The organism is Loktanella agnita (assembly GCF_046640325.1).
Classification (GTDB): domain Bacteria; phylum Pseudomonadota; class Alphaproteobacteria; order Rhodobacterales; family Rhodobacteraceae; genus Yoonia; species Yoonia agnita.
In genome coordinates, this window is sequence record NZ_JBJMBF010000011.1 from 21,824 (window position 1) to 44,421 (window position 22,598).

Below are 22,598 nucleotides of genomic sequence, written 5' to 3' on the forward strand. Positions count from 1 at the left end.
ACCATCAAGCCATAGGATCAGACCTAAGCCATTCCCAGCGCGGCCTTGTACATTTCCAGCACAGCTTCTTCTTCGGCAAGATCATTGGCGTCGCGTTTGCGGATCGCAATGACCTTACGCAACACTTTGGTGTCGTAACCGCGCCCTTTGGCTTCGGCAAGCACCTCTTTCTGGGCGTCTGCGATATCCTTCTTTTCAGCCTCAAGCCGTTCAAAACGTTCAACAAACTGCCGCAACTCCTGAGCGGCGGCGGTGGATGCTGTATCGGTCACGGAATCGTTCATCAAAGCTCTCCTCGCAGGCGTGCCTTTCCCTAGCTGTAGTCCCGTCCGCCCGCAACCCTTGCGAAGCCGTCCACCCCGCGCTAGGGCAGCCGAAACCTTCGGAGGGATAGATGGATATCGTGATCTGGATAGGCGCAGCACTCACGGCCCTAGGGCTTGTGGGCATCATCTATAGCCTGATCGCCGTGAGCCGCGCGCGCCGTGCAGGCCTGTCGGATGAGGAATTACGCGCACGCATTTCCCACATTCTGCCGATCAATCTTGGCGCGCTCTTCGTGTCGATGATCGGCCTGATGGCCGTGATCATCGGGGTGATGCTGGGCTAAACCCTGTCCATTACGCCTGCGGGCAGAAAACCTCGTAAATACGTTCAAGGATCGGCCGCACCCGCGGATCAGACACCCTGTAGCGCATGCTGCGCCCATGCCGCTCGCGAGTCACAAGCCCTTCAGACCGCAGCCGCAGCAATTGCCCCGAAACATAAGGCTGGCTAGCGCCAATCGCCTCTTCAAGCTCATTAACGGTCATTTCGCCAGGAACCAGCGCGCAGAGAATACGCAGCCGACCAGGGTTGGATAACGTTTTGAGCATCTCGGCCGCTTCAAGTGCGGCAGCATCCATCTGCTCGCGCGAGATTTCGATTACGTCAGTCATGACAGTGTTCCACCAACTAATGATTATCGCTCGCGCCCGCGCGCCTGGTCCCAGCCAACATAGAACGTTCAGCGGCGTGGGGATACCCTAATATAATTTCGCGCGCGGCAATATTGAAAATGACCATTTGCGGCGCTGCCTCAAAAGGGGCGCGGTACATGCCCGCTGGACCAAGGGCAAACAGACGTCTAGAAGGTCAACATGGATATCAGACAAATCACAGCAGATTATGCCGTCTCACCGCAGATCACCGCAGAGGACCTGCCCGCCATCAAGGACGCAGGGTTCACGACAATCATCTGCAACAGACCAGACGCAGAGGTTCCACCGCCCCATCAGGCTGCAGCGATTGAAGCCGCCACGCAGCAGGCGGGGCTGACCTTTGTTAATAATCCTGTGACCCATCAGACCTTAAACATGGATATGGTTGCCTTTCAGCGCCAAGCGATGGAAGGGTCATCCGGTCCGGTACTGGCCTATTGCGCCTCTGGCACGCGGTCGTCAATCGTATGGTCGCTAGCACAGGCAGGCCAGATGGAAACCCATGCGATTATCAGCGCGACGGCTGATGCCGGGTACGATCTGGGCGGCATGCGCGGCCAGTTGGACGCACTGTCGAAAGCATAAACGCCCGTCACGCCGCATCTAAACTTTGCCAACGCCCTAAGTGTCTTCACCTAGCGATACGCTATCCATATCCATCATTGGAAAACCCTCATCAGGGGCCGCATCTGCGCCACCCATGAAAGGCTCTGCCTCCTCGGTCTGAACGTCAAAATCCATCGGGGTATCCATCAGCCCACCTGAATCAATTGCCAACGTGTCCGGCAGGCCAACCTCCTCGGTTGGGGCCATAGTAGCCCCAGAAAGTTCACCCATCCGTGGCATCGGCGCTGATTCGATACGGACCGCACGTTTACCGCCCACCTGCCCCAATTTAGCCTCTGCCACCTTGTCGCCATCAGCTGTGATCAGACGGACTGAACTGACGGTGCAGCCCGGCAATGGAATCATCTGTCCCACGGCCAGATTGCGCGCCTGCGCCAAGGGTATGTGAAACCGGTGCAATATGGCCTCTAGCGATGCGGGCGCGTCAGAGACCGCCGCTTGGAACTGTGTACCCCAATCGACATCTTCTTCAGGCTGGGCAGGACCATGGGTCGGATGCGGCACCGGCGGGACGGAAAGCAGGATCATGCCCGTCCGGTCTGATACCCCCAGATCAACCGACAGCCGCAACGTGCGGTACCCCTGATCGTTCAGCACCAGACCTGCCGCCCGCGCGCTTGCGAATTGCGCTCCAATCCCAATTCCGTCAAGCCAGCCTTCGAATTCGGTCCCATGCAGCGCCTGAGGCAAAGCCTGCAGGAAATTTTCAAGAACAGGTTCGCACATTTGCTTGTCGGTTCCCGTGGCTGCCCGCTCATCAGCCGGGCCCCCGATAAGGCTGCCGACAGTTTGCATTTCCAGAATCGCAGCGCGCAACTGCATGTCAAAGGCTGCGACCCCGATCAGCGCGCTGTCCTTATGCAGTTCGATCAACATCAGGCTGTCGTTCAACGCGGCCAGCATTTCATCCAGTGGCTGCACGTTTTCTTCAATACTTGTCACCGTTAACACAAGGCCAACCGTATCATTCGCCGCCTTCGTCAACGCGAGACGTAGCGCGCGCGAAGATGTGAGCGGATTTTCATCCGCCCCCGTCGCCCGCTGGCCCGTCATGCGCCGCAGGATAGAGGAATGCGTATTCTCGGTCATTTGCCCACTACAGGTGACTTTGAACCAAGATTAACCTTTCAGAGGTTACGGTTCTGCTAACACCGCCGGGGTTTCCGCCATTGGCAAGGTCACGCGGAACGCAGGCCCATATTGGCCGGGCAAATAGCTGATATCGCCGCCCAAGCGGCACATGATCTCGCGGCAAATGGCCAAGCCAAGCCCGGCACCACCCGCCTTGGATTGGTCCGACAGGCGAGCGAATTTTTCGAAAATCAACTGCTGATTTTCAACGGCAATCCCAGAACCATTGTCGATGAAGTCGATCTGGCACTGCCCGTCTTTCCGTGAAACCGCGATCTTCAACCGCGGATGCGGTGCGTCACAATATTTGCGCGCATTTGCGATCAGGTTGATGAACACCTGCACAAGCCTGTCCAGATCAGTGGTTAACACCAACTGCTCTTTGTCCGGCGTCCGCTGCACTTTCAGCGCCTCATCCTGTAAACCCGCCGCACCAAGCGCGCGGTCCAGCAGATCGGAAAGCCGCCCCTTCTGCCGATGCAATTGAACCTGCCCGTTTTCCAACACCGAAAGATCAAGCAGATCGTCAAGAAGCCGTGTCAGGCGGATGGCTTCGTCATGAATGATTCCCGCATAGCGCGCCTGCGACTCTTCGGGCATATCGCCTTCGCGCAGAATTTCAGAAAACGACCGGATCGACGTCATCGGCGTGCGCAGCTCATGACTGATCTGGCTCAGAAAGGCGTCTTTCTGGATCGACAGCGCCGTCAGTTTTTCATTCGCATCACGCAGCGCGCGGGCGGTGCGTTCCTGCTCTGACGATTTCGCTTCAAGCCGGTTGGAATATTCGAGGATCTGCGCGGCTTCGTCTGCCACTGCGATCAGGTCTTCGACCGAAACCCCACTGCCGCCGATCAACTGCCCGATCATCGCGTGGGCTGTCGCCGCGCCGACAGAGCCCGCAAGCTCTTTTTCAAGCTGCTCGATGAATACCGGGGTCACATCAGGCAGATAGCCTGCCTTGCCCTGCCGCACAGTTTCGCGCTGAAAGACCGCCTGCGCCTCGGCGCTGCCCATGATCCGCTGCGCCATGATAAGCAGATCCTCGGCCCCGGCAGAGGTCGTGGTCCATGTCCGGGCCGCCGTGGAATGTTCGAACACATTAACGAATTGCGCGCCCTGAAGCCGCTCCAACGGCGTTGGAAAGCTCAGCAGTGATCCCAGCACGAACATGCCCGTGTTCAGCAGCATCGACCACATCACCCCATGCACCAGCGGGTCCAACCCGTTGATCCCGAATAATGCTTGCGGGCGCAGCCAGGCGATCCCCCAGGGGCCTACCTGCATCATGGTTTCGGAAATGACGGCCCCGGCACCGATACTCGGCAGAAAAAGCGCCCAAAGCCAGACGGCCAGCCCGGTGACAAGGCCCAGCGCGGCCCCTATGCGCGTCGCACCCCGCCAGAAAATGCCGCCAAGCATGGCAGGCAGGATCTGGACCGCGCCGGTAAAGGAAACAAGTCCAATAGAAGCAAGCGCGGTCCCGCCCCCCGACATCCGGTAGTAAACAAAGCCAAGCGCCAGTACCCCGCCAATCGACAGCCGCCTTGCCATAAGGATCACCTGACGCACATCACCCGACATGACCGCCCCCTGCTCGGCCCGCAGGTTCAACCAGATCGGCACCACGATATGGTTAGACACCATCGTCGCCAGCGCGATCGTCGCCACGATCACCATTGAGGTGGCTGAGGAAAGCCCGCCCAGAAAGGAGAACATCGCCAAACCCTCGCGCCCCTGACTAAGCGGTAATGTCAGGACAAAAAGGTCAGGGTTGCTGCCCGGCGGCAGCAGATCGAACCCCACAACGGCGATGGGAACAACAAAGAGGCTCATCAAAAAAAGGTATATAGGGAAGGCCCAGCTTGCGATGGTCAGGTGCCGTTCATCCGCATTTTCCACCACAAGCACCTGAAACATACGCGGCAGGCAAAGAAAGGCCGCCGCCGACAGAAAAATCAGCGTGCCCCAGCGCCCCTGCCCCTGATCCCAGAAATCAATGGGCGAAGCCTCGATCCGAGCCAGCATCGGGCTGGGGCCGCCAGCCACCCCCCAAACAACAAAGATGCCAACAGCCAGCAGCGCAAGCAGTTTGACCACCGCTTCGACAGCGATGGCCATGACAATCCCATGGTGGCGTTCATTAACATCAAGATTGCGCGTCCCGAAAAGGACGGTAAAGACAGCCAGCCCAATGGCAACCCAGATCGCCGTTGCGTTCAGCTCTGCCGCCTGCCACTCTGTGCCCCCCGCCCCAGCAAACACAGCGAATGACAAGGTGACCGATTGCAGTTGCAAGGCGATATAAGGTGTCGCCGCCACGACAGAGATCACAGTGACGATAACACCCAGCTGCGTCGATTTGCCGAAACGCGACGACACCAGATCCGCGATAGAGGTGATCCGCTGTGAACGCCCGATGCGCACCAGCCGCCGCAATATCCACCACCAACCAACCAAAACCAGCGTCGGTCCCAGATAAATGGTCACGAATTCCAGCCCGGATCGGACGGCGTAACCAACTGCGCCGTAAAAGGTCCAGGCGGTGCAGTAAATGCTCAGCGACAGCGTATAGATAATCGGCGATTGCAGCCAAGCGACATGGCCGCGCGTGGCGCGTCTTTCGGCAATGAACGCCACCACAAACAAAAAGGCCACATAACTGAGCGCAACAATGATCAGGATGTGAAAAGACAACATCAGTCGGTGCCTGTGGGGCCGCCAAGCGCCTCATCAGACCGCAGATAATGCGATATGATCGCTGTAATGATAATCAGAAACACCCAGACACCAAAGGTGTAAGTGACCGCCCTTGCACTATCAGCACCTGCGTCACCTTGCTCTGGCCAGAGCAGCGGAATCGTCCAAAGGATTGCCCCCAGCACCGGCACCAGCCGCGCCGCATCTTGAAGCCGGCGCCGCCGGTAGCTTGCACGCTCAAGAAAAATGCCGTTTTTCGCGGGCTCGTTCATGCGTCGATCAGGTTGCGGACGTGACTGATAATTTCAGAATTCGAAAACGGCTTTGTCATGAAAAGATCAGCGCCAAGCCGCAGACCCAATTCCCGATCCTTGTCCTGCCCGCGCGCGGTCAGCATCATGACCGGAATTTTCGCGGTCGCCTCCTGTTGCCGCAGGTCGCGCAGAATGTCGAAGCCGCTGCGCCCCGGCAGCATGACATCCAGAATGATCATATCCGGCGGTCGTGCCATTATCTTTTCCATTGCTGTCTGCCCGTCCTCATGCGTGTGAACAGTCCAGCCATCACGAGACAAAATGAAACTGATCGCCTCAATAATGTTCGGTTCGTCTTCGATCAGAAGGACACGTTTGCCCATCTCATCGCCTCCCAAATGCCTTACCACCCCTTCGGAGCAGCCTCCCGCGGCAGACTATCAAGATAATCCGCTGCGGTGTCAAAGCATTGGTGCAACACCCGCGCCCGCAGGTTCGCGACGGCTGCTGCAATTTTCGCGGGGACATGTGCGGCAGGTGATGCCCACGGGCACCGACGGGCTGTGACTTTCAGCCGGTTCGGGAAAAATCAGCATGGTGCTATGCAACGCAGGCGGCGCGTCAAAACCTGCGGCATTTATCGGCTCTGCAATGGCGTAGCATAGAAACCGCATTGGCACCGTGCCGGGCAAGACAGCCTCAACCCGAACTGGTTGAGAGGGGCGGCCAAAAGCACTGAACACCGGCCAAAGCGGGCAGCCGCCGCCAGACCGGGGCATGGTAAAGCCGGGAACGGGTTTGCAAAAGGTTTGCGTGCCGGATGCATCGCAGGTGACCATCCCAATTGGCGGATGCCCCTGATCAGGCGGCAAGCTCGCCAGCCGCCGCAGTACAGTCGCAAAATCCACCTGAAAATGCTGCGCCAGCGCAGCCGGGGCATAATCATAAGTGCGGCAAGCCTCTGTGAAGGTCACAGACGGCAGGGCCAGCGCATCAACGACATACTGACGGCACAGCCTTTCCAGCACGCGCTTTGCCGGGGTTGAAAGCCGCGTCTCGGCAATAAAACGGTCAATATCCGGTGAGCTGGTTTCAAGCACAGCCAGATGAAAACCAGTCCGCGCAAGATAGGTTTCAGCCTCTTCCAATGGAGAGCGCGGCGCGTCACTTTCAGATGGTGGCGCTTCTAGAAAGGCAATCAGCGCCTCGCTGCTGGCGGCCAGTCGGAGGCTGTCACTGTGAATATTTTCGTGAAAACGCCGCTGCCAATCAGCATCTAGCGGCTCGCTTCCCATCAGGATCGCAGCGGATGAACGGATCGCAGTCACCGCCGAAATCACCTCATGCAAAGAAGCCGAAAGCTGCGGATCAGAGGCCATGCGATCTGAAAGCGCCTTGATCCGCTGTTCCAGCTCACTGATCCGGCGCGCCTGTTCTGCGATCAGCCCGCTCCATCCGGGATAGCGCAGGGCAAGCTCGTCTGCCTTTGCCATTTCAGCCATATCACCGGACGTGGCCGCCGCCGCACGCAACTGATCCAGCAGGCTGTTGTCCGCCCCCTCGGTCAGCGTCGCAGGCTCAACCCCCAACGCATGGGCAAGATCGGCCAGTAATTTGCCGCCGATTCTGCGCCGGTTATGTTCAATCAGGTTCAGATAAGACGGCGAGATCCCAACCGCCTCGGCCAGCGCGGCCTGCTTGAGCCCGCAATCAAGACGTTTGTCACGGATACGCGATCCGGTCAGATGATGCATAGCGATGCTTAAATCCCTCAACGCTTTCAAAAGCTTTCTGCGCTTGCGTGAAAACTGATTTACCGAAATTTGCGCGAAAGTTGTGTATTAATTTACAAACTCTACATTTGTCGTCAATGACTTGTTGGAGAATTCACCATACCTGTCTGAAAGTATAGCTGTGCTGAAAAGTGCAGGCCGCAAGAGCGAGGAGGCTCAGGTGGCAATAACTTTAGGGAGGATGATAATGTCCAAATCGAATTTCTCGCGTCGTGGTGTGCTGCAAACTGGCGCGATTGCCAGTGCCGGACTTGCACTGCCCACCTATCTTCGCGCAGATGCGCATAGTGGTTTCACCAATGCGCCAGGCGATAGTGAAGTTGTACTGGGTTTCAACGTTCCACAGACCGGCCCCTATGCCGACGAAGGTGCAGACGAATTGCGCGCCTATGAACTGGCAGTCGAACATCTAAACGGTGGCGGCGACGGCGGCATGCTCAGCACGTTCTCCTCAAAGGTTCTGGACGGCACCGGCATTCTGGGTCGCGAAGTAAAATACGTGACTGGTGATACGCAGACAAAATCAGACGCCGCTCGTGCATCCGCGCGGTCGATGATTGAAAAAGACGGCGCGATCATGGTGACCGGTGGCTCCTCATCCGGTGTGGCCGTGGCCGTGCAGGCGCTGTGCCAAGAGGCTGGCGTGATCTTCATGGCGGGTCTGACCCACTCCAACGACACAACAGGCAAAGACAAGCGGGCCAACGGTTTCCGCCACTTCTTTAACTCTTACATGTCGGGTGCTGCTTTGGCACCGATCCTGGCGGCGCAATACGGTAATAACCGCAAGGCCTATCACCTGACCGCAGACTACAACTGGGGTTATACCACTCAAGAAGCCATCCAGTCTTCGACCGAGGCGATGGGCTGGGAAACTGTCAACACGGTGCTGACACCGCTGACACAGACAGACTTTTCCTCCTATATCGCACCAGTCCTGAACTCTGGCGCGGATGTGCTGGTTCTGAACCACTACGGCGGGAACATGGTGAACTCTCTCACCAACGCGGTGCAATTCGGTCTGCGTCAGGCGCAAGCCAACGGTCAGCAGTTTGAAATCGTCGTGCCGCTCTATTCCGAGCTGATGGCCCGCGGTGCAGGCGAAAATATCGCCGGTATCCTCGGTTCTCAAAACTGGGACTGGAAGTTGGAGAACGAGCTGGGGTCCCGCTACTCCGGGACAAACGCCTTTGTGCAATCCTTTGGCGAAAAGTTCGGCTTCCCACCAAGCCAGGCGGCGCATACCTGCTATGTGCAGACAATGCTTTACGCCGATGCGGTCACACGGGCTGGCTCGTTCAACCCTTGCGCCGTGGCCGAAGCGCTCGAAGGCTTCGAATTCGACGGGCTTGGCAACGGGCCGACGTTGTATCGCGCCGACGACCACCAGTGCTTCAAGGACGTTGTCGTTGTGCGGGGCAAAGAAAACCCCGAGAACGAATTCGATCTGGTGGAAATCGTCGAAGTGACACCTGCCGAGCAGGTCACATACGCCCCCGACCACCAGCAATTCGCAGGTGGCGCACTCGGAGCCTGTAACCCAGGCGCCTAAGGCATCCGGGCCACCGCCTTGCGCGGTGGCCCCTCCTCGACACGGCTAACTGGTGTCGTCATGGGCGTTTCTGCCCATTCTCCAAACGATCAGAGGTCATCATATGGACCAGTTTATCCTGCAAATTTTGAACGGGCTCGATAAGGGTTCCGCCTACGCGCTCATCGCGCTGGGGCTGACGCTTATTTTCGGCACCTTGGGTGTTGTGAACTTTGCCCATGGTGCTCTTTTCATGTTGGGCGCCTTTGTCGCCGTCAGCATGAACAAACTGCTGACGCTCAGCCATCAGGTGATTGACGACACGCGCACCGACTTTCTGGGCAATCCGATGAAGGTGAATGTACCCTATGTACAAGACTGGTTCGGAGAGGCCGCAGGCGCCACCATCATCGACTGGGCCGTGCCGCTGGCCATCCTGATCGCGATCCCGATCATGATTATGATCGGCTTTGTGATGGAACGGGGCCTGATCAAACATTTCTATAAACGCCCCCATGCCGACCAAATCCTTGTGACATTCGGTCTGGCGATCGTGATCCAAGAGATCATCAAGTATTTCTACGGCGCAAACCCGATCCCGACCCCGGCCCCGGATGCCTTTGTCGGCAGCTTCGATTTCGGTGTCTTGCTGGGCTTTGATCCCAATGCGATCATCTACCCCTACTGGCGTCTGGTCTATTTCTTCTTCTCAATCGTGATCATCGCCGCTGTGTTTGCCTTCCTGCAATTCACGACCTTTGGGATGGTGGTGCGCGCCGGGATGGCCGACCGCGAAACCGTGGGCCTGCTGGGCATTGATATCGACCGACGCTTTACCATCATGTTCGGTATCGCTGCCGCCGTCGCGGGCCTTGCCGGGGTGATGTATGCCCCGATCAGTTCCCCCAATTATCACATGGGAATGGATTTCCTTGTGCTAAGCTTCGTGGTCGTCGTGGTCGGCGGCATGGGCTCCCTGCCCGGCGCCGTCGCCGCAGGCTTCCTGCTTGGTATCCTCGAAAGCTTTGCATCAATGCCTGCAGTGATCGACCTGCTGCCCGGCATCAATCAGATCGTCATCTACCTGGTCGCGATTATCATTCTGTTGACACGTCCCCGTGGCCTGATGGGCCGCAAGGGCGTGATGGAGGAATAACCCAATGCTCGGACTGGAAAAGAAAGACCTGCGTCTGCTGCTGGTTGTTGTCGCACTGACGATGCTTGCCCCCTTCATCCTGAACCCCTTCCCCGAAGGATCAGAACTGGCGCAATTCAACGCGGGTTATCCCGACCTGATGCAGCGCTTCGTGATCTTCGGGATTTTTGCAATCGGGTTTAATATCCTCTTTGGCCTGACCGGCTACCTGTCCTTTGGCCATGCGGCCTTTCTGGGGGCGGGATCTTATGCGGCGGTCTGGATGTTCAAGCTGCTCAGCATGAATGTGATCCCCGCGATCCTGCTCAGCGTTGTGATTGCCGGGCTCTTCTCGCTGATCATCGGGTTCATCTCGCTGCGCCGGTCAGGGATCTACTTTTCGATCCTGACACTGGCTTTTGCGCAGATGTCCTTTGCGCTGGCCTATTCGGTGCTGACACCGATCACCGGCGGTGAAACAGGACTGCAACTGGCGATGAACGATCCACGGGTACTGGGTGCGTCCCAAACCGCCAGCGGGAACATCCCGGTGCCATCGCTCTTTGGGCTGGAAATGCGGTCAAGCTATCAGCTGGAGCTGGGGAATTGGCTGTTCACTTTCAACGTCGGCTATTATCTGGCCGCTGTTCTTATGATCCTGGCCTTCTATCTGGCGATCCGTATCTTCCGGTCCCCCTTTGGGATGATGCTGCGCGCGATTAAATCGAACCAAACAAGGATGAGCTATACCGGCCTGAACGCGCGGCCTTACACGCTGGCAGCCTTTGTCATCTCTGGGATGTATGCCGGGCTTGCCGGTGGGCTGATGGCGTCAATGGACCCGCTTGCCGGTGCAGAACGGATGCAGTGGACCGCATCGGGTGAGGTTGTGCTAATGACCATTCTCGGTGGTGCAGGCACGTTGATCGGCCCCGTGCTCGGTGCAGGCATGATCAAGTATTTTGAGAATATCTTCTCAAAGATCAACGATCAGGTGTTGCATAGCTGGTTCGCCTTTCTGCCCGACGGGATCGAAAACTTCCTCGTCACCGTGATCCATCCCTTCGTGGGCAAGGGCTGGCACCTGACGCTGGGCATCATTTTCATGCTGGTCGTCATCTTCCTGCCCGGCGGTCTGGTGCAGGGTGGTCAGAAAATCGCCGCCGCCTTTCGGCGCAAAAAGCCGGATGCGAATAAACCCGGCGCCACCAAGCCAGCCGAGTAAGGAGACAGTCTGATGGGTATTCTTGAAGTCAAAGGTATCAACAAGCGGTTCGGCGGTTTGCAAGCGCTGGGGGATGTGAACCTGAGCGTGGCGGAAAACACGACACATGCCATTATCGGCCCGAACGGGGCCGGTAAGTCCACCCTGCTCAACGTGCTGGTGGGCAAACTGATCCCCGACAGCGGATCGGTCATGTTTGACGGGCAGTCCGTGCTGGGGCGTAAACCGCATGAGATCAACCAGCTGGGGATCAGCCGGGTCTTTCAAACCCCCGAAATCTTCAACGATCTCAGTGTCTTCGAAAACGTCATGATCCCCTGCTTTGCCAAGCGCGACGGGGCGTTTCGCATGCATGCCATCGAAAGCATCTTTTCAGAGCGGGCCATACAGGATCAGGCCGCAGCCATTCTGGAAGACGTCAACATGCTTGAAAAGAAGGACATGATCGCCTCCAGCCTGTCGCGCGGCGACAAGCGACGGTTAGAAATGGCAATGTGTCTGGTTCAGGACCCAAAGTTGTTGCTGCTGGATGAACCAACAGCAGGCATGGCACGGGCGGATACGGAAAACACGATCAACCTGCTCAAGGAAATCCGGCAGAAGCGCGGGATCACGATGGCGATCATCGAACACGACATGAACGTGGTGTTTTCACTGGCCGAACGGATCACCGTTCTGGCGCAGGGCACACCGCTTGTTGAAGACACGCCCGATAATATCAAAGGTCATCCCAAGGTCCGCGAAGCGTATCTCGGCGAGGCACAGGTCTAGCCGCAGGACGATTTTGAAAAGCCCTGCAACATTCCTGCACGCGTTTTGGCGGCAGAATCGGAGATTGGAACATGAACGCACCCTTCAACAAGAACGCCAACAATGCCGCGACACAGCCCGCCTTTCTGAGCGTCTGGGAGATCGAGGCTTATTATGGCGAAAGCTACATCGTCCAGAATGTTAGCTTCAAAATCCATGAAGGCGAGATTCTAGCGCTGCTTGGCCGCAACGGGGCTGGCAAGACCTCGACCCTGCGCACCATCGCGCGGATGGACGATCCGGCATTGACCCATGGGGAAATCTGGCTGGACCACAAGCCGCTGCATGACATGAAAAGCCATCAGGCCGCCGCCGCAGGGATCGGGCTGGTCCCAGAGGATCGCCGCATCATTCCGGGGCTCACCGTCGAAGAAAACCTGCAATTGGCCCAGATCGCCCCGCCCGTGGGCTGGTCACTGGAACGGCTATATGACCTGTTTCCCCGCCTTGGAGAGCGGCGCAAACAAGAGGGCGTGACGCTCTCCGGCGGTGAACAGCAAATGCTGGCCATCGCAAGGGCCTTGGCGCGCGACATCAAAGTCCTGCTACTGGATGAACCCTATGAGGGGCTCGCGCCCGTAATCGTGCAAGAGATCGCCAAGACACTGAACGTGATCCGCGATCAGGGGATCACCACCGTCATTGTCGAACAGAACGCGGTCGCCGCGCTCAAGCTGGCTGACCGGGCCGTGATTCTTGACACCGGAACCGTGGTTTTTGATGGCTCCGCAGCCGAAGTGCTCGAAAACGAACAGCTTCGCGCCCAATATCTGGCGATCTGAGCGGCGGTTTACCTAAAATCGTTTCGAATTGTGAGGGACCGATTAACAGCTTGGTAAGTCGAAAGCGCGAACCTGAACTCCACAGATTCCCGCTTCTCGGAGCATGATACCATGGACACAACACTGACACTGTCCCCCAAGGCCATCGCCGTCCCGGTCTACATACCGGAGGTGCAGCGCCCGGACGATCACAAAGTTCCCGTCGTTAAGGCGCTGGATACCATTGCCACCCTGCCGGCAGACAAGGCCTTCATCGCCCAAGTGGTGAACGCCCGACTGGCCGGGGCATCCTATCCTGAAAACCCTGCGGAAATTGCCCCGCCAGAACGCACCCTGCGGCCTTACAATGTGCCAATGCTACCCGCCGACAAGGAAGAAGATATCTTCGAGACGGAAGAGGTGAAAGAAACCGCCGCCGAAGAAGAAGAGGCCGAGACGGTTACAAAGCCAGAAAAGCAGGCCACGGCAGAGCAAGAGCCAACGCGCGATGCGGCAACGCAACCGAATGACAGTTTTGCCACCCGTGACGCGGATCAGGCGGAGACGCCTGAACCGACCTTTGAAACCGCAGACGATACTGCGGATGAGACGACGGGCGACTGACCGCGCATTTTCGTACCGCCCCCGCTTTCCACGTCCGATAGCTTGCCCTATAAGCGTCAAGATGCTTGTGACCTCACGTCACAACAGCGCTAATAATATATAGGCAACGGGCCGAGGACATGATGAGCAAGAAAACCCCTCATGACAGCGATGTCAGCTTCATTCAGGCATTGGCAGAGCTGCTGCGCGAAAACGACCTGACCGAACTGCAGGTCAAGCGCGATTATGGTGAAAACGACAGCCTGAACGTCCGCGTCAGCCGCCAGATGCAAATGGTTGCACAGGCCAGCGCCCCAGCTTCTGCACCAGCCCCGGCTGCGCCAGCCGCTTCACAGCCAACGCCGGCAGCCCCTGTGGCAAGCGAATCTGCTGACCCGGCATCACACCCTGGTGCTGTGACGTCGCCCATGGTCGGCACGGTCTACCTGTCACCCGAACCCGGTGCGGCCGCGTTTGTGGCCGTCGGCGCAACCGTCTCCGAAGGCGACACGCTGGTCATTGTCGAAGCGATGAAAACAATGAACCATATCCCCGCCCCACGCGCCGGTACGGTCAAACGCATCCTGGTCGAAGACGGCGGCCCCGTTGAGTTTGGCGCCCCGCTGATGATTATCGAATAGGCCAGCCCATGTTCGACAAAATCCTCATCGCGAACCGGGGCGAAATTGCCCTGCGTGTCATCCGCGCCTGCCGTGAGATGGGCGTGAAATCGGTTGCCGTACATTCCACCGCTGATTCCGATGCCATGCATGTGCGCATGGCGGATGAGGCGATCTGCATCGGCCCCCCCTCCTCTGCGCAAAGCTATCTGTCCTTTCCGGCCATCATCTCGGCCTGTGAGATTACGGGCGCGCAGGCGATCCACCCCGGCTATGGCTTCCTGTCGGAAAACGCCGCCTTTGTGCAGGTGGTCGAAGATCACGACATCACCTTCATTGGCCCGACCGCCGAACATATCCGTGTGATGGGCGACAAGATCACCGCCAAAGAAACGATGCGGAACCTCGGCGTGCCCTGCGTGCCCGGTTCTGACGGCGGCGTTCCGACGCTGGCCGATGCAAAGCGCATCGGTGCGGAAATCGGCTACCCCGTCATCATCAAGGCCACTGCGGGCGGCGGCGGGCGCGGCATGAAAGTTGCCCAGACCGAAGCCGATATGGAAAAGGCGTTCACATCCGCGCGCGCCGAAGGCAAAGCCGCATTCGGCAATGACGAAGTCTATATCGAAAAATACCTGACCACGCCGCGCCATATTGAAATTCAGGTCTTTGGTGATGGCAAAGGCAACGCGGTACACTTGGGCGAACGTGATTGTTCACTGCAACGCCGCCACCAAAAAGTGTTTGAAGAGGCCCCCGGCCCCGCGATCACACCAGAACTGCGTGACCGGATCGGTAAGGTTTGCGCGGATGCGGTGGCCAAAATCAACTACATCGGCGCAGGTACGATCGAATTCTTGTTCGAGAACGATGAATTCTACTTCATCGAGATGAACACCCGCCTGCAGGTGGAACATCCGGTGACCGAAGCGATCTTTGGCGTCGATCTGGTCCGCGAACAATTGCGTGTCGCGGCCGGTGAACCAATGTCGATCACCCAAGAAGATCTCAAGATCAACGGGCACGCAATTGAGGTGCGAATCAACGCTGAAAAGCTCCCTGATTTCTCGCCCTGCCCCGGCACGATCACCCAATACCACGCCCCCGGTGGGTTAGGTGTGCGGATGGATTCCGCGCTTTATGACGGCTACCGCATCCCGCCGTATTACGACAGCCTGATCGGCAAGCTGATCGTGCATGGGCGCGACCGGCCCGAGGCGCTCGCCCGCCTTGCCCGCGCGCTGGGTGAATTGATCGTCGATGGCGTCGACACCACAATCCCGCTGTTCCACGCCCTGTTGGCCGAAGAAGCCGTGCTGACCGGCAACTACAACATCCACTGGCTGGAGCATTGGCTGGACCAGAACCTAGGCTGAGCCGCTTGAAAGACGCTGACCCGATCCTGACCCCGGACCTGCTCTTGCAGGCATATAAGGTCGGCGTTTTTCCCATGTCAGAAAGCCGCGACGACCCGGATGTGTTCTGGGTCGATCCGCGTATGCGCGGTATTTTCCCCCTGACAGGCTTCCGCATCTCACGCAGTCTGGCGCGTACAATGCGGCGCGGTCAGTTTACAGTGACGGTGGATACAGCGTTCGATGCAGTAGTACAGGGCTGTGCCGACCGTGACGAGACTTGGATTAATGATACGATCTTCGCCCTCTACCGCGCCCTGTTTCAGCGTGGCCAAGCACATTCCGTCGAAGTCTGGGACGGTCAGCGGCTCGTGGGCGGGGTATACGGCGTTACCGTAGGCGCTGCGTTCTTTGGTGAAAGCATGTTCAGCCGTGCGACAGATGCATCAAAGCTGGCGCTGGCCTTCCTGATTGACCGACTGCGGCTTGGCGGGTTCACCCTGTTTGATACACAATTCCTGACGCCACATCTGGCCAGTCTGGGTGCCGTGGAAATACCCCGAGCCAGCTATCGCAAACGACTCGCCGGCGCGATAGCACAACAAGCGGACTTTACGGTGGCTGGCCCCGTTCCGCCGCCTCAGGACGTCATACAGCGCAACGCCCAGACGTCATAGCGTGGATGGTCCATCGCGTGCAGCGCTGGCGCAGAGGCGATCAGCCAGCCAGCGAAAGCAGCTTCATTCCGGTAAGACACCTGAACTTCAATAAATGCGTCACCGGCTGGATTTTCAGTCGGGTAGCGACACTGGTTCAGCCGCACCTGTAAAAAGCCGATTGTCCCCGCATCACCGGCACGTAGCGACAGGTCTGTAACGTCCCCGGTCAGCTTGTCCAGAACACGCAACTCACCACCGTCCGCAGAACTGACAGCAACGTCATCCTGCGCAAGGGCAGCCTGCCCCAGGCAGGCCACACCGACCAAAACTGCAAGAAAATTGCGCATGGTGTGCCCTATTCCGGTGTCCATGCCTCATAGTCCGAACGCTCTGCCGGTGCGGCGCGGCGGATCGACCCGGCAGGCGCATAGGCGGCCATGGTGCCCGTCAGGTTTTCCTGATGCGGTTTTTCCCAGTCCTTATGCGGCAGCGCAACTTCGCTCGGTGGCTCATCCCATGTGCGGTGCAGCCAGCCATGCCATTCGGGGCTTACGCGTGACGCTTCATTCTCGCCATTATAGATCACCCAGCGGCGGCTATCGTCGGCGTTGCGATAATAGATATTGCCCTGCGCATCTTCGCCGACCTTCTGCCCATGACGGCTGGTCCAAAGCTGGGTGCCAAAGGATTGCCCATCCCACCAAGTAAAGATGCGTTTGATGTTGTGACCAAGGCCCATGTCGCGTCTCCGTATGCGTTGCGGATGTCATGCACCAACGGTGCCAAAAGGTCCAGCAAGGATCAGGGGACCCGTGCCGTGACTTCGATTTCGATCTTCATCTCAGGGTTCTGCAATTGCGCCGAGATCATGGTCGCCGCAGGTTTCGCCTTAGCAAAAGCCGCCGATAAAATGGGCCAGCAGTTCGGCCATTCATCTTTGTTCGGCACAATGTAATTGACCCGCACCACATGATCGAGCCCGCTTCCGGCCTCATCCAATGCCTTCGCTATGGTAGCAATCGTATTCCGGCATTGCTCTTCGATCGTCTCTGGCATGCGCATATCGGCATAATCATAGCCGGTCGTCCCGGCGACAAAGACCCAGCCATCGGCCACAACCGCGCGGCTGTAGCCGATCTTGGCCTCAAAAGGGGAGCCCGTTGAAATATACCGGACGGTCATCGCTTAGCTAGCCGTCGCCGATTCTTTCTTGTTGCCCTTGTCGTGGATCATCAGCGGGGCAACTTCGGATGCAACAGCCTCTTCGTTCACCACAACCTCTGTCACGGTATCCATACCAGGCAGATCGAACATCGTATCCAGCAGGATATCTTCCATGATCGAACGCAAACCACGCGCACCGGTCTTCCGTTCAATGGCCCGCTTCGCAATGGCGCTCAGCGCGTCATCCGTAAAGGTCAGCTTGGTGTCTTCCAGCTCGAACAACCGCTGATACTGCTTGACCAGCGCGTTCTTTGGCTCTGTCAGGATGGTGATCAGCGCGTCTTCATCCAGATCAGTCAGGGTTGCAATCACCGGTAGACGCCCGACAAATTCAGGGATCAGACCGTATTTCAACAGATCCTCAGGTTCCAGGCTCTGGAACACTTCACCAATACCGCGCGAGTCATTGTCTTTCACGTCAGCGCCAAAGCCCATCGCCGACCCTTTGCCACGCTGACCGATGATCTTGTCCAGCCCGGCAAACGCGCCGCCGCAGATGAACAAAATATTGGTCGTATCGACCTGAAGGAATTCCTGCTGGGGGTGCTTACGCCCGCCCTGCGGTGGCACAGAGGCAACCGTGCCTTCCATGATTTTCAGCAAGGCCTGCTGCACGCCTTCGCCCGACACATCACGGGTGATCGAAGGATTGTCAGACTTGCGGGTAATCTTATCGACCTCATCAATATAGACGATACCACGCTGCGCGCGTTCGACGTTGTATTCAGATGCCTGCAACAGTTTCAGGATGATGTTCTCAACATCCTCGCCAACATACCCCGCCTCGGTCAGGGTCGTTGCATCGGCCATCGTGAACGGCACATCCAGAATACGCGCCAGCGTCTGCGCCAGCAAAGTTTTGCCGCAACCTGTCGGGCCGATCAGCATGATATTCGATTTCGCCAGCTCAATATCGGTCTTATCGGCATGGTTCAGGCGCTTGTAGTGATTGTGCACCGCCACTGACAACACGCGTTTCGCATGCATCTGGCCGATCACATAATCGTCAAGCACTTGGCAGATTTCCGTCGGCGTCGGCACACCATCGCCGGACTTCAGCCCCGCGGTCTTGGTTTCCTCGCGGATGATATCCATGCAAAGCTCAACGCATTCGTCACAGATGAACACTGTCGGGCCAGCGATAAGCTTGCGCACCTCATGCTGACTTTTGCCGCAAAAGCTGCAATACAACGTGTTTTTGCTGTCACTACCTGACGCTGTCGCCATCTCAAACCCCTTGGCCCTGCGGCCGGTCAAACATATTTCGGGCTGCCCCTGCCCGTAACACTAGGACAGCCCGCGAAGGTCCACAATGTCAAAATGAACATGTGCACGGGACGTTAAGAAAGCGTTTATTCTTCCGATTTCTCACGGTTCTCCACGATCTCGTCGATCAGGCCCCAGTCCTTTGCTTCCACGGGTGACATGAAGTTGTCACGTTCCAGCGCGGCTTCGACTTTTTTCAAAGACTGACCAGTGTGCTTCACGTAGATTTCGTTCAGGCGGTCTTTCAGTTTCTGCGTCTCTTGCGCGTGGATCATGATATCCGTCGCCTGACCCTGATAACCACCCGATGGCTGGTGCACCATGATACGCGAATTGGGCAGCGAAAAGCGCATGCCAGCATGACCCGCCGTCAGCAAAAGAGAGCCCATAGATGCCGCCTGCCCCACGACAAGCGTGGACACTTTCGGGCGAATATATTGCATCGTATCATAGATCGACAGACCCGAGGTGACGACACCACCAGGGGAGTTGATATACATGCTGATTTCTTTTTTCGGGTTTTCCGCTTCCAAGTGCAGCAACTGCGCCACCACAAGCTGGCTCATCCCATCATGGACGGGACCGTTGACGAAAATGATCCGCTCTTTCAACAGACGCGAAAAGATATCGTAGGCACGCTCCCCCCGCGCGGTCTGTTCGACGACCATCGGGACAAGGTTCATATAGGTTTCGACGGGGTCTTGCATATCTACTGCCTCACATTTGGACGGTGATCGTCCTACTTCTAAAATCCTGACAGAGTCTTAGTATCCGGCGTCAGGGGCTTCAAGGGTTGCACGCCACGATTGACAAATCGTAAGCAGTGACTTACGGTAAGTCATGAGTTACGAATACGCAATAGCCGCACTCGCGGATCCGACCCGGCGGGACATTCTCAACCGGCTTCGGGCGGGCGCATTGCCGGTCAGCGCCATCGCGCAGGACATGCCGGTCAGCCGCCCCGCCGTCAGTCAGCACCTCAAGGTTCTGTCCGATGCCGGGCTTCTGACAGTCACTCCGCATGGCAATCGGCGCCTCTACGCCATTGCGCCGGAAGGTGTCGATAGCTTGCGGCGCTACCTCGATACCCTTTGGGATGACGCGCTCATCGCCTTTGTCAAGGCTGCCGAAGATCAGGCCAAAAGGAAATCAGAAATATGAAACCGATTGAGAAATCCGTCACTGTTCCGCTTGATCCTGCGGACGCCTTTGCTTTGTTTACACGCGATATCGCCACATGGTGGCCCGGAGACAGCCCTGCGGGACGAGAAAAACGGCCTAAAAACATCCGCTTCGATGATCACAAAGATGGCACGATCAGCGAAATCATGGCGGATGGCAGCCAGCAAATATGGGGTCGGATTCTGGCCTATGATCCCGGCAGCTACCTCGCATTCACCTGGTTTCCGGGCAGGTCAGAGGACGACGCCACCATCGTGACCGTCACTTTCACCGGGACGCCGGAAGGCACGCGTTGCGTGCTCAACTGCGGCGGCTACGAAATCCTCGGCCATGTCACCGATGCGATCAGCACCAGCTATTTGAAAAGCTGGGATCTGACATTGGGATGCTACGCCAGCGCGGGAAGACAGCCGATCAGCGCGTAAGGTGGATCTTGATCCACCCTACCCCGGCTCAACCCACGTGAAAAAGTGATGTGAAAAGCCGTGGGTCAAGACTTTCTGCCGCGAATGTATCACCCTCGGTCAAAATCGACACCGCGTCATGGCTGTGCAGGCTTTCCTGATGGCTCGCAATCACGCGAAAATCCGAAATCCGGGGATCAAGATGCAGCTGCTCCGTAAAAAGCCGCGCGGCATCTTCGACAAAGATCGGATTGGCGGCGTTCAACTCGGCAAAAGCCTGCTCGTCCTCACGCTTTACCATAACTTGGGTTTCGGTGGGAACAGCCGCGCGGGCGCGGTCAATAAGATCCTCGAACCACAGCACATTGGACCCCTCTTCGATCAGCACCGAAATACGCGCAACCGAGCGCTGGGAATGCGGTGTCGCCAACTGCCCCCGGAACTGGCGGGCATGCTCAGATAGCTCTAGCGAACAAGGGCAGGTCGAAGAATAGACATAGTCCAGATGAATGATTTTCTTGCGAACACCAGCGCTTTCGACAAGCTCCAGCGCGATATCGTAATACTGATAGCCTGACAGGCGCGACCGCAGGCTTTCCATCTTCACAGGAAAGCTAAACCGCATCTGGATGCGCGCGTCGAAACTATCCAGATCGCTTTTGTAAGCGTCCAAAGCGCGCTCAATCACTTCAAAACTAAAGGTTTCTTCGGCATGCTTGTAGAACGTGCGCATGATTCTGGACATGTTGATGCCCTTCTTTTCCGCCTCCAGCGACACTGTGCCCGTGACCGACGTTTCCAAGGTCAGATCACCATTGTCACGGGTGCGAAACCGGATCGGCAGGCGGAAATTCGAAATGCCAACATGCTGAATTTGTCGCTGCGCGCCCTTGATCAGGCTCGATGGGCCGTTCTGCAAATCGGGCATCGACGCCTTGTAAGCGTCATCAACTTCAAAATCTTCGGGATAGGCACGTGCAAGCGCAGGATAGTTTGACACCTCCTGGCCGGGGATCAAACGCGAGACAAGCGGATCAAGCGTCGCCACTTCTTCCACCGTCACATCACTGGCCCAGCGCCGCAGCAATGCCAGTGCCGCCTCAGCCTCTTCGCGTGTCGGTTCGCCATCCATAGCGGCTGCGTGAACATTCATCGGAGTGCCCCCCTGCTTGATCAGACCCCTTTAAATGGGGCGAATTCCCGGATTTTCCAACGGTAGTATCATAAATACGCAAAAAAGAACTGCTTGGATCAATCCTGATCATCAGAGTATTCTGTCGTAAAATCCGTCCGACAGTCCCCATAATGCCGCGCCATCACGCAGCCCAAACAAGGTACACCTTCGATTTACGCCAGCCCGTGTCCCTGCCGTTCACGCGCATCAATTCGGCGCCTCAGCGCTGATGAATAGATCGCTCGCCATCCAGACTGCGGATGCGTCAAAAACCAACTTCGGCGCAAATCCCAACTCCGGTTCAGCGGTGCTTCGGCGTAGTGGCCCTGCGAATGAGCCCGCCCACCCTGGTTGTAGACCGTAATTTCCCCCACGTAGATATCTTCGCCATCCGTCATCGTATCTATGCGCATCTGGTCAAACCCCGCGCCGATCTCTGCCGCGATCCGCAGACCTTCATCCGCAGCGGGCGGTAGTGGCAATACGTCAATGATCGGACTGACGGTGGTCGGCCGGTCGTCACGGGCATAGCCGCCGCTCTCTTGCCGCAACCAGCGAGCAGAGGTGGTCGGATCGCCGTGCCGTGAAATAACCATCTGCTCAACGATGCTGCCAAACGTATAATATTTTATCTCGATCAGGTCCGTGTCGAGGAAGAGGGCCTCTTCGGCCAACAACTGGCGCGGCACATTTGCATAGCCCCACTGGTGCCCTTCCAACCCATGCGACTGTGCCATAAACTCATTGGCCTGCGCGATCAGCGGCATCCGATCCGCCGGCTCCGACAGAACCGGTATATTCATCTGCCAGCCGTGCCCCGCCTTGATATAGATCGGCTGTGCCCATACAGCGTCGGGAATGTCTCTCGCGTCATCACCGGTCCACAGCGTGCGGGGCAACTTGACCGCAAAGCCCTGTTCCCTCACCCAGTCTTTGCACGCGATCTTGTCGCTTAGCACCGTAAAGCGCGGATCATGGTCGAACAGTCTGCGCCACAGAAACTTTTCATCGGCCAAGCGGGGCGCGGCAATCCGCACGCGACGGACGCCATAGCGGCGCTGTCGCCTGCGCAGCAACCGCCACTGGCGATAGGCCGTGACGCGGACCCACCCCTCCACCGAAAGCAGAATCGCGCCGTCAATGATCCACCAAAGCACGCGCAAG

27 protein-coding genes and 1 pseudogene are annotated in these 22,598 nt (G+C 57.6%); 14 read left to right on the forward strand and 14 right to left on the reverse strand.

The annotated features are described in order from the left end of the window. Window positions 1-23: 23 nt before the first annotated feature. Window positions 24-284: a DUF2312 domain-containing protein gene (locus ACJ5NV_RS13270; RefSeq protein ID WP_411644413.1), complete on the reverse strand. Its 261-nt coding sequence runs from the start codon at window positions 282-284 to the stop codon at window positions 24-26. A 110-nt stretch (window positions 285-394) separates the two neighbouring features. Here ACJ5NV_RS13270 and ACJ5NV_RS13275 point away from each other — a divergent pair, with 110 nt between their 5' ends. Continuing rightward, a complete protein-coding gene (locus ACJ5NV_RS13275) occupies window positions 395-610 on the forward strand; it encodes a hypothetical protein (protein ID WP_411644415.1) in 216 nt (71 codons plus the stop codon). 10 nt (window positions 611-620) lie between these two features. Here the strand turns inward: ACJ5NV_RS13275 and ACJ5NV_RS13280 are convergent, their stop codons facing one another. Beyond that, the gene (locus ACJ5NV_RS13280; protein WP_411644417.1) at window positions 621-938 is read right to left on the reverse strand and encodes an ArsR/SmtB family transcription factor; all 318 of its coding nucleotides are present in this window, start codon (window positions 936-938) and stop codon (window positions 621-623) included. Window positions 939-1,139: 201 nt separating this feature from the next. On the opposite strand from ACJ5NV_RS13280, the gene ACJ5NV_RS13285 reads away from it, so the two are divergent. Next, window positions 1,140-1,565: a protein tyrosine phosphatase family protein gene (locus tag ACJ5NV_RS13285; protein WP_411644419.1), complete on the forward strand. Its 426-nt coding sequence runs from the start codon at window positions 1,140-1,142 to the stop codon at window positions 1,563-1,565. Between the two features lie 36 nt (window positions 1,566-1,601). Here ACJ5NV_RS13285 and ACJ5NV_RS13290 read toward each other — a convergent pair whose 3' ends face one another. The 5 genes from ACJ5NV_RS13290 to ACJ5NV_RS13310 form a co-directional block, all read right to left on the reverse strand. Further along, window positions 1,602-2,696: a FliM/FliN family flagellar motor switch protein gene (locus ACJ5NV_RS13290; protein ID WP_411644420.1), complete on the reverse strand. Its 1,095-nt coding sequence runs from the start codon at window positions 2,694-2,696 to the stop codon at window positions 1,602-1,604. Window positions 2,697-2,741: 45 nt separating this feature from the next. After that, the gene (locus ACJ5NV_RS13295; protein WP_411644422.1) at window positions 2,742-5,438 is read right to left on the reverse strand and encodes an ATP-binding protein; all 2,697 of its coding nucleotides are present in this window, start codon (window positions 5,436-5,438) and stop codon (window positions 2,742-2,744) included. Then, a complete protein-coding gene (locus ACJ5NV_RS13300) occupies window positions 5,438-5,710 on the reverse strand; it encodes a hypothetical protein (RefSeq protein WP_411644424.1) in 273 nt (90 codons plus the stop codon). The genes ACJ5NV_RS13295 and ACJ5NV_RS13300 overlap by 1 nt, the downstream gene beginning before the upstream one ends. Next, a complete protein-coding gene (locus tag ACJ5NV_RS13305; RefSeq protein ID WP_411644426.1) occupies window positions 5,707-6,075 on the reverse strand; it encodes a response regulator transcription factor in 369 nt (122 codons plus the stop codon). Before ACJ5NV_RS13305 ends, ACJ5NV_RS13300 begins: the two co-directional genes overlap by 4 nt. A gap of 78 nt (window positions 6,076-6,153) precedes the next feature. Further along, a complete protein-coding gene (locus ACJ5NV_RS13310; RefSeq protein WP_411644428.1) occupies window positions 6,154-7,446 on the reverse strand; it encodes a short-chain fatty acyl-CoA regulator family protein in 1,293 nt (430 codons plus the stop codon). A 226-nt stretch (window positions 7,447-7,672) separates the two neighbouring features. Between ACJ5NV_RS13310 and ACJ5NV_RS13315 the strand changes: the two genes are divergently transcribed. The 10 genes and pseudogenes from ACJ5NV_RS13315 to aat all read left to right on the forward strand — a co-directional run bounded on the left by ACJ5NV_RS13315 (window position 7,673) and on the right by aat (window position 16,202). Further along, window positions 7,673-9,037, forward strand: a complete 1,365-nt coding sequence (locus ACJ5NV_RS13315) for a substrate-binding protein (protein WP_411644429.1) — start codon at window positions 7,673-7,675, stop codon at window positions 9,035-9,037. A gap of 103 nt (window positions 9,038-9,140) precedes the next feature. Then, window positions 9,141-10,172 carry a branched-chain amino acid ABC transporter permease gene (locus ACJ5NV_RS13320; RefSeq protein WP_411644430.1) on the forward strand — a complete coding sequence of 344 codons (1,032 nt, stop codon included), beginning with the start codon at window positions 9,141-9,143 and terminating at the stop codon, window positions 10,170-10,172. A gap of 4 nt (window positions 10,173-10,176) precedes the next feature. Continuing rightward, on the forward strand, window positions 10,177-11,376 hold the full coding sequence (locus tag ACJ5NV_RS13325; RefSeq protein ID WP_411644432.1) for a branched-chain amino acid ABC transporter permease: 1,200 nt from the start codon (window positions 10,177-10,179) through the stop codon (window positions 11,374-11,376). Window positions 11,377-11,388: 12 nt separating this feature from the next. Continuing rightward, a pseudogene (locus ACJ5NV_RS13330) lies at window positions 11,389-11,907 on the forward strand (ABC transporter ATP-binding protein); the annotation flags it as partial. A 105-nt stretch (window positions 11,908-12,012) separates the two neighbouring features. Next, window positions 12,013-12,147: an ABC transporter ATP-binding protein C-terminal domain-containing protein gene (locus ACJ5NV_RS13335; RefSeq protein WP_373412707.1), complete on the forward strand. Its 135-nt coding sequence runs from the start codon at window positions 12,013-12,015 to the stop codon at window positions 12,145-12,147. Window positions 12,148-12,218: 71 nt separating this feature from the next. After that, window positions 12,219-12,968: an ABC transporter ATP-binding protein gene (locus tag ACJ5NV_RS13340; protein ID WP_411644434.1), complete on the forward strand. Its 750-nt coding sequence runs from the start codon at window positions 12,219-12,221 to the stop codon at window positions 12,966-12,968. A 111-nt stretch (window positions 12,969-13,079) separates the two neighbouring features. Then, window positions 13,080-13,571 (forward strand): hypothetical protein, encoded by a 492-nt coding sequence (locus ACJ5NV_RS13345; protein ID WP_411644436.1) that lies wholly within the window; start codon window positions 13,080-13,082, stop codon window positions 13,569-13,571. 122 nt (window positions 13,572-13,693) lie between these two features. Beyond that, window positions 13,694-14,191, forward strand: a complete 498-nt coding sequence (accB, locus tag ACJ5NV_RS13350; protein WP_411644617.1) for an acetyl-CoA carboxylase biotin carboxyl carrier protein — start codon at window positions 13,694-13,696, stop codon at window positions 14,189-14,191. Between the two features lie 8 nt (window positions 14,192-14,199). Further along, on the forward strand, window positions 14,200-15,546 hold the full coding sequence (accC, locus tag ACJ5NV_RS13355; protein ID WP_411644437.1) for an acetyl-CoA carboxylase biotin carboxylase subunit: 1,347 nt from the start codon (window positions 14,200-14,202) through the stop codon (window positions 15,544-15,546). 5 nt (window positions 15,547-15,551) lie between these two features. Further along, window positions 15,552-16,202, forward strand: coding sequence for a leucyl/phenylalanyl-tRNA--protein transferase (gene aat, locus ACJ5NV_RS13360; RefSeq protein ID WP_411644439.1), 651 nt, complete (start codon window positions 15,552-15,554; stop codon window positions 16,200-16,202). Here the strand turns inward: aat and ACJ5NV_RS13365 are convergent. From ACJ5NV_RS13365 to ACJ5NV_RS13385, 5 genes are all read right to left on the reverse strand, one after another. Continuing rightward, entirely contained in the window at window positions 16,166-16,531 is a 366-nt protein-coding gene (locus tag ACJ5NV_RS13365; RefSeq protein ID WP_411644441.1) for a DUF2155 domain-containing protein, read from the reverse strand. The genes aat and ACJ5NV_RS13365 overlap by 37 nt on opposite strands. Before the next feature lie 8 nt (window positions 16,532-16,539). Further along, window positions 16,540-16,923: an NADH:ubiquinone oxidoreductase subunit NDUFA12 gene (locus tag ACJ5NV_RS13370; RefSeq protein WP_411644442.1), complete on the reverse strand. Its 384-nt coding sequence runs from the start codon at window positions 16,921-16,923 to the stop codon at window positions 16,540-16,542. A 62-nt stretch (window positions 16,924-16,985) separates the two neighbouring features. Continuing rightward, window positions 16,986-17,366 (reverse strand): RidA family protein, encoded by a 381-nt coding sequence (locus ACJ5NV_RS13375; RefSeq protein WP_411644443.1) that lies wholly within the window; start codon window positions 17,364-17,366, stop codon window positions 16,986-16,988. Between the two features lie 3 nt (window positions 17,367-17,369). Beyond that, window positions 17,370-18,635, reverse strand: a complete 1,266-nt coding sequence (clpX, locus tag ACJ5NV_RS13380; RefSeq protein ID WP_411644444.1) for an ATP-dependent Clp protease ATP-binding subunit ClpX — start codon at window positions 18,633-18,635, stop codon at window positions 17,370-17,372. 125 nt (window positions 18,636-18,760) lie between these two features. Then, window positions 18,761-19,381 carry an ATP-dependent Clp protease proteolytic subunit gene (locus ACJ5NV_RS13385; protein WP_411644446.1) on the reverse strand — a complete coding sequence of 207 codons (621 nt, stop codon included), beginning with the start codon at window positions 19,379-19,381 and terminating at the stop codon, window positions 18,761-18,763. A gap of 133 nt (window positions 19,382-19,514) precedes the next feature. On the opposite strand from ACJ5NV_RS13385, the gene ACJ5NV_RS13390 reads away from it, so the two are divergent. After that, window positions 19,515-19,835, forward strand: coding sequence for an ArsR/SmtB family transcription factor (locus ACJ5NV_RS13390; protein WP_411644448.1), 321 nt, complete (start codon window positions 19,515-19,517; stop codon window positions 19,833-19,835). After that, entirely contained in the window at window positions 19,832-20,281 is a 450-nt protein-coding gene (locus ACJ5NV_RS13395; protein ID WP_411644450.1) for an SRPBCC domain-containing protein, read from the forward strand. The genes ACJ5NV_RS13390 and ACJ5NV_RS13395 overlap by 4 nt, the downstream gene beginning before the upstream one ends. Before the next feature lie 28 nt (window positions 20,282-20,309). On the opposite strand, the gene folE2 is transcribed toward ACJ5NV_RS13395, so the two are convergent. Both folE2 and ACJ5NV_RS13405 read right to left on the reverse strand, forming a co-directional pair. Then, a complete protein-coding gene (gene folE2, locus ACJ5NV_RS13400) occupies window positions 20,310-21,413 on the reverse strand; it encodes a GTP cyclohydrolase FolE2 (protein ID WP_411644451.1) in 1,104 nt (367 codons plus the stop codon). 194 nt (window positions 21,414-21,607) lie between these two features. Further along, window positions 21,608-22,591 carry an ATP-grasp domain-containing protein gene (locus tag ACJ5NV_RS13405; protein WP_411644453.1) on the reverse strand — a complete coding sequence of 328 codons (984 nt, stop codon included), beginning with the start codon at window positions 22,589-22,591 and terminating at the stop codon, window positions 21,608-21,610. Between the last annotated feature and the right edge of the window lie 7 nt (window positions 22,592-22,598).

Excerpts from the sequence above, each read along its gene's own strand:
- ACJ5NV_RS13335 (WP_373412707.1), top strand. The coding sequence starts at position 12,013 with ATGAACGTGGTGTTTTCACTGGCCGAACGGATCACCGTTCTGGCGCAG.
- ACJ5NV_RS13315 (WP_411644429.1), top strand. The coding sequence starts at position 7,673 with ATGTCCAAATCGAATTTCTCGCGTCGTGGTGTGCTGCAAACTGGCGCG.
- ACJ5NV_RS13340 (WP_411644434.1), top strand. The coding sequence starts at position 12,219 with ATGAACGCACCCTTCAACAAGAACGCCAACAATGCCGCGACACAGCCC.
- clpX (WP_411644444.1), bottom strand. The coding sequence starts at position 18,635 with ATGGCGACAGCGTCAGGTAGTGACAGCAAAAACACGTTGTATTGCAGC.
- ACJ5NV_RS13365 (WP_411644441.1), bottom strand. The coding sequence starts at position 16,531 with ATGCGCAATTTTCTTGCAGTTTTGGTCGGTGTGGCCTGCCTGGGGCAG.
- ACJ5NV_RS13320 (WP_411644430.1), top strand. The coding sequence starts at position 9,141 with ATGGACCAGTTTATCCTGCAAATTTTGAACGGGCTCGATAAGGGTTCC.
- accC (WP_411644437.1), top strand. The coding sequence starts at position 14,200 with ATGTTCGACAAAATCCTCATCGCGAACCGGGGCGAAATTGCCCTGCGT.
- folE2 (WP_411644451.1), bottom strand. The coding sequence starts at position 21,413 with ATGAATGTTCACGCAGCCGCTATGGATGGCGAACCGACACGCGAAGAG.
- ACJ5NV_RS13290 (WP_411644420.1), bottom strand. The coding sequence starts at position 2,696 with ATGACCGAGAATACGCATTCCTCTATCCTGCGGCGCATGACGGGCCAG.
- ACJ5NV_RS13385 (WP_411644446.1), bottom strand. The coding sequence starts at position 19,381 with ATGCAAGACCCCGTCGAAACCTATATGAACCTTGTCCCGATGGTCGTC.
- ACJ5NV_RS13390 (WP_411644448.1), top strand. The coding sequence starts at position 19,515 with ATGAGTTACGAATACGCAATAGCCGCACTCGCGGATCCGACCCGGCGG.
- ACJ5NV_RS13310 (WP_411644428.1), bottom strand. The coding sequence starts at position 7,446 with ATGCATCATCTGACCGGATCGCGTATCCGTGACAAACGTCTTGATTGC.
- ACJ5NV_RS13295 (WP_411644422.1), bottom strand. The coding sequence starts at position 5,438 with ATGTTGTCTTTTCACATCCTGATCATTGTTGCGCTCAGTTATGTGGCC.
- ACJ5NV_RS13395 (WP_411644450.1), top strand. The coding sequence starts at position 19,832 with ATGAAACCGATTGAGAAATCCGTCACTGTTCCGCTTGATCCTGCGGAC.
- accB (WP_411644617.1), top strand. The coding sequence starts at position 13,694 with ATGAGCAAGAAAACCCCTCATGACAGCGATGTCAGCTTCATTCAGGCA.
- ACJ5NV_RS13345 (WP_411644436.1), top strand. The coding sequence starts at position 13,080 with ATGGACACAACACTGACACTGTCCCCCAAGGCCATCGCCGTCCCGGTC.
- ACJ5NV_RS13305 (WP_411644426.1), bottom strand. The coding sequence starts at position 6,075 with ATGGGCAAACGTGTCCTTCTGATCGAAGACGAACCGAACATTATTGAG.
- ACJ5NV_RS13370 (WP_411644442.1), bottom strand. The coding sequence starts at position 16,923 with ATGGGCCTTGGTCACAACATCAAACGCATCTTTACTTGGTGGGATGGG.
- ACJ5NV_RS13275 (WP_411644415.1), top strand. The coding sequence starts at position 395 with ATGGATATCGTGATCTGGATAGGCGCAGCACTCACGGCCCTAGGGCTT.
- ACJ5NV_RS13375 (WP_411644443.1), bottom strand. The coding sequence starts at position 17,366 with ATGACCGTCCGGTATATTTCAACGGGCTCCCCTTTTGAGGCCAAGATC.
- ACJ5NV_RS13325 (WP_411644432.1), top strand. The coding sequence starts at position 10,177 with ATGCTCGGACTGGAAAAGAAAGACCTGCGTCTGCTGCTGGTTGTTGTC.
- ACJ5NV_RS13280 (WP_411644417.1), bottom strand. The coding sequence starts at position 938 with ATGACTGACGTAATCGAAATCTCGCGCGAGCAGATGGATGCTGCCGCA.
- ACJ5NV_RS13300 (WP_411644424.1), bottom strand. The coding sequence starts at position 5,710 with ATGAACGAGCCCGCGAAAAACGGCATTTTTCTTGAGCGTGCAAGCTAC.
- ACJ5NV_RS13285 (WP_411644419.1), top strand. The coding sequence starts at position 1,140 with ATGGATATCAGACAAATCACAGCAGATTATGCCGTCTCACCGCAGATC.
- ACJ5NV_RS13270 (WP_411644413.1), bottom strand. The coding sequence starts at position 284 with ATGAACGATTCCGTGACCGATACAGCATCCACCGCCGCCGCTCAGGAG.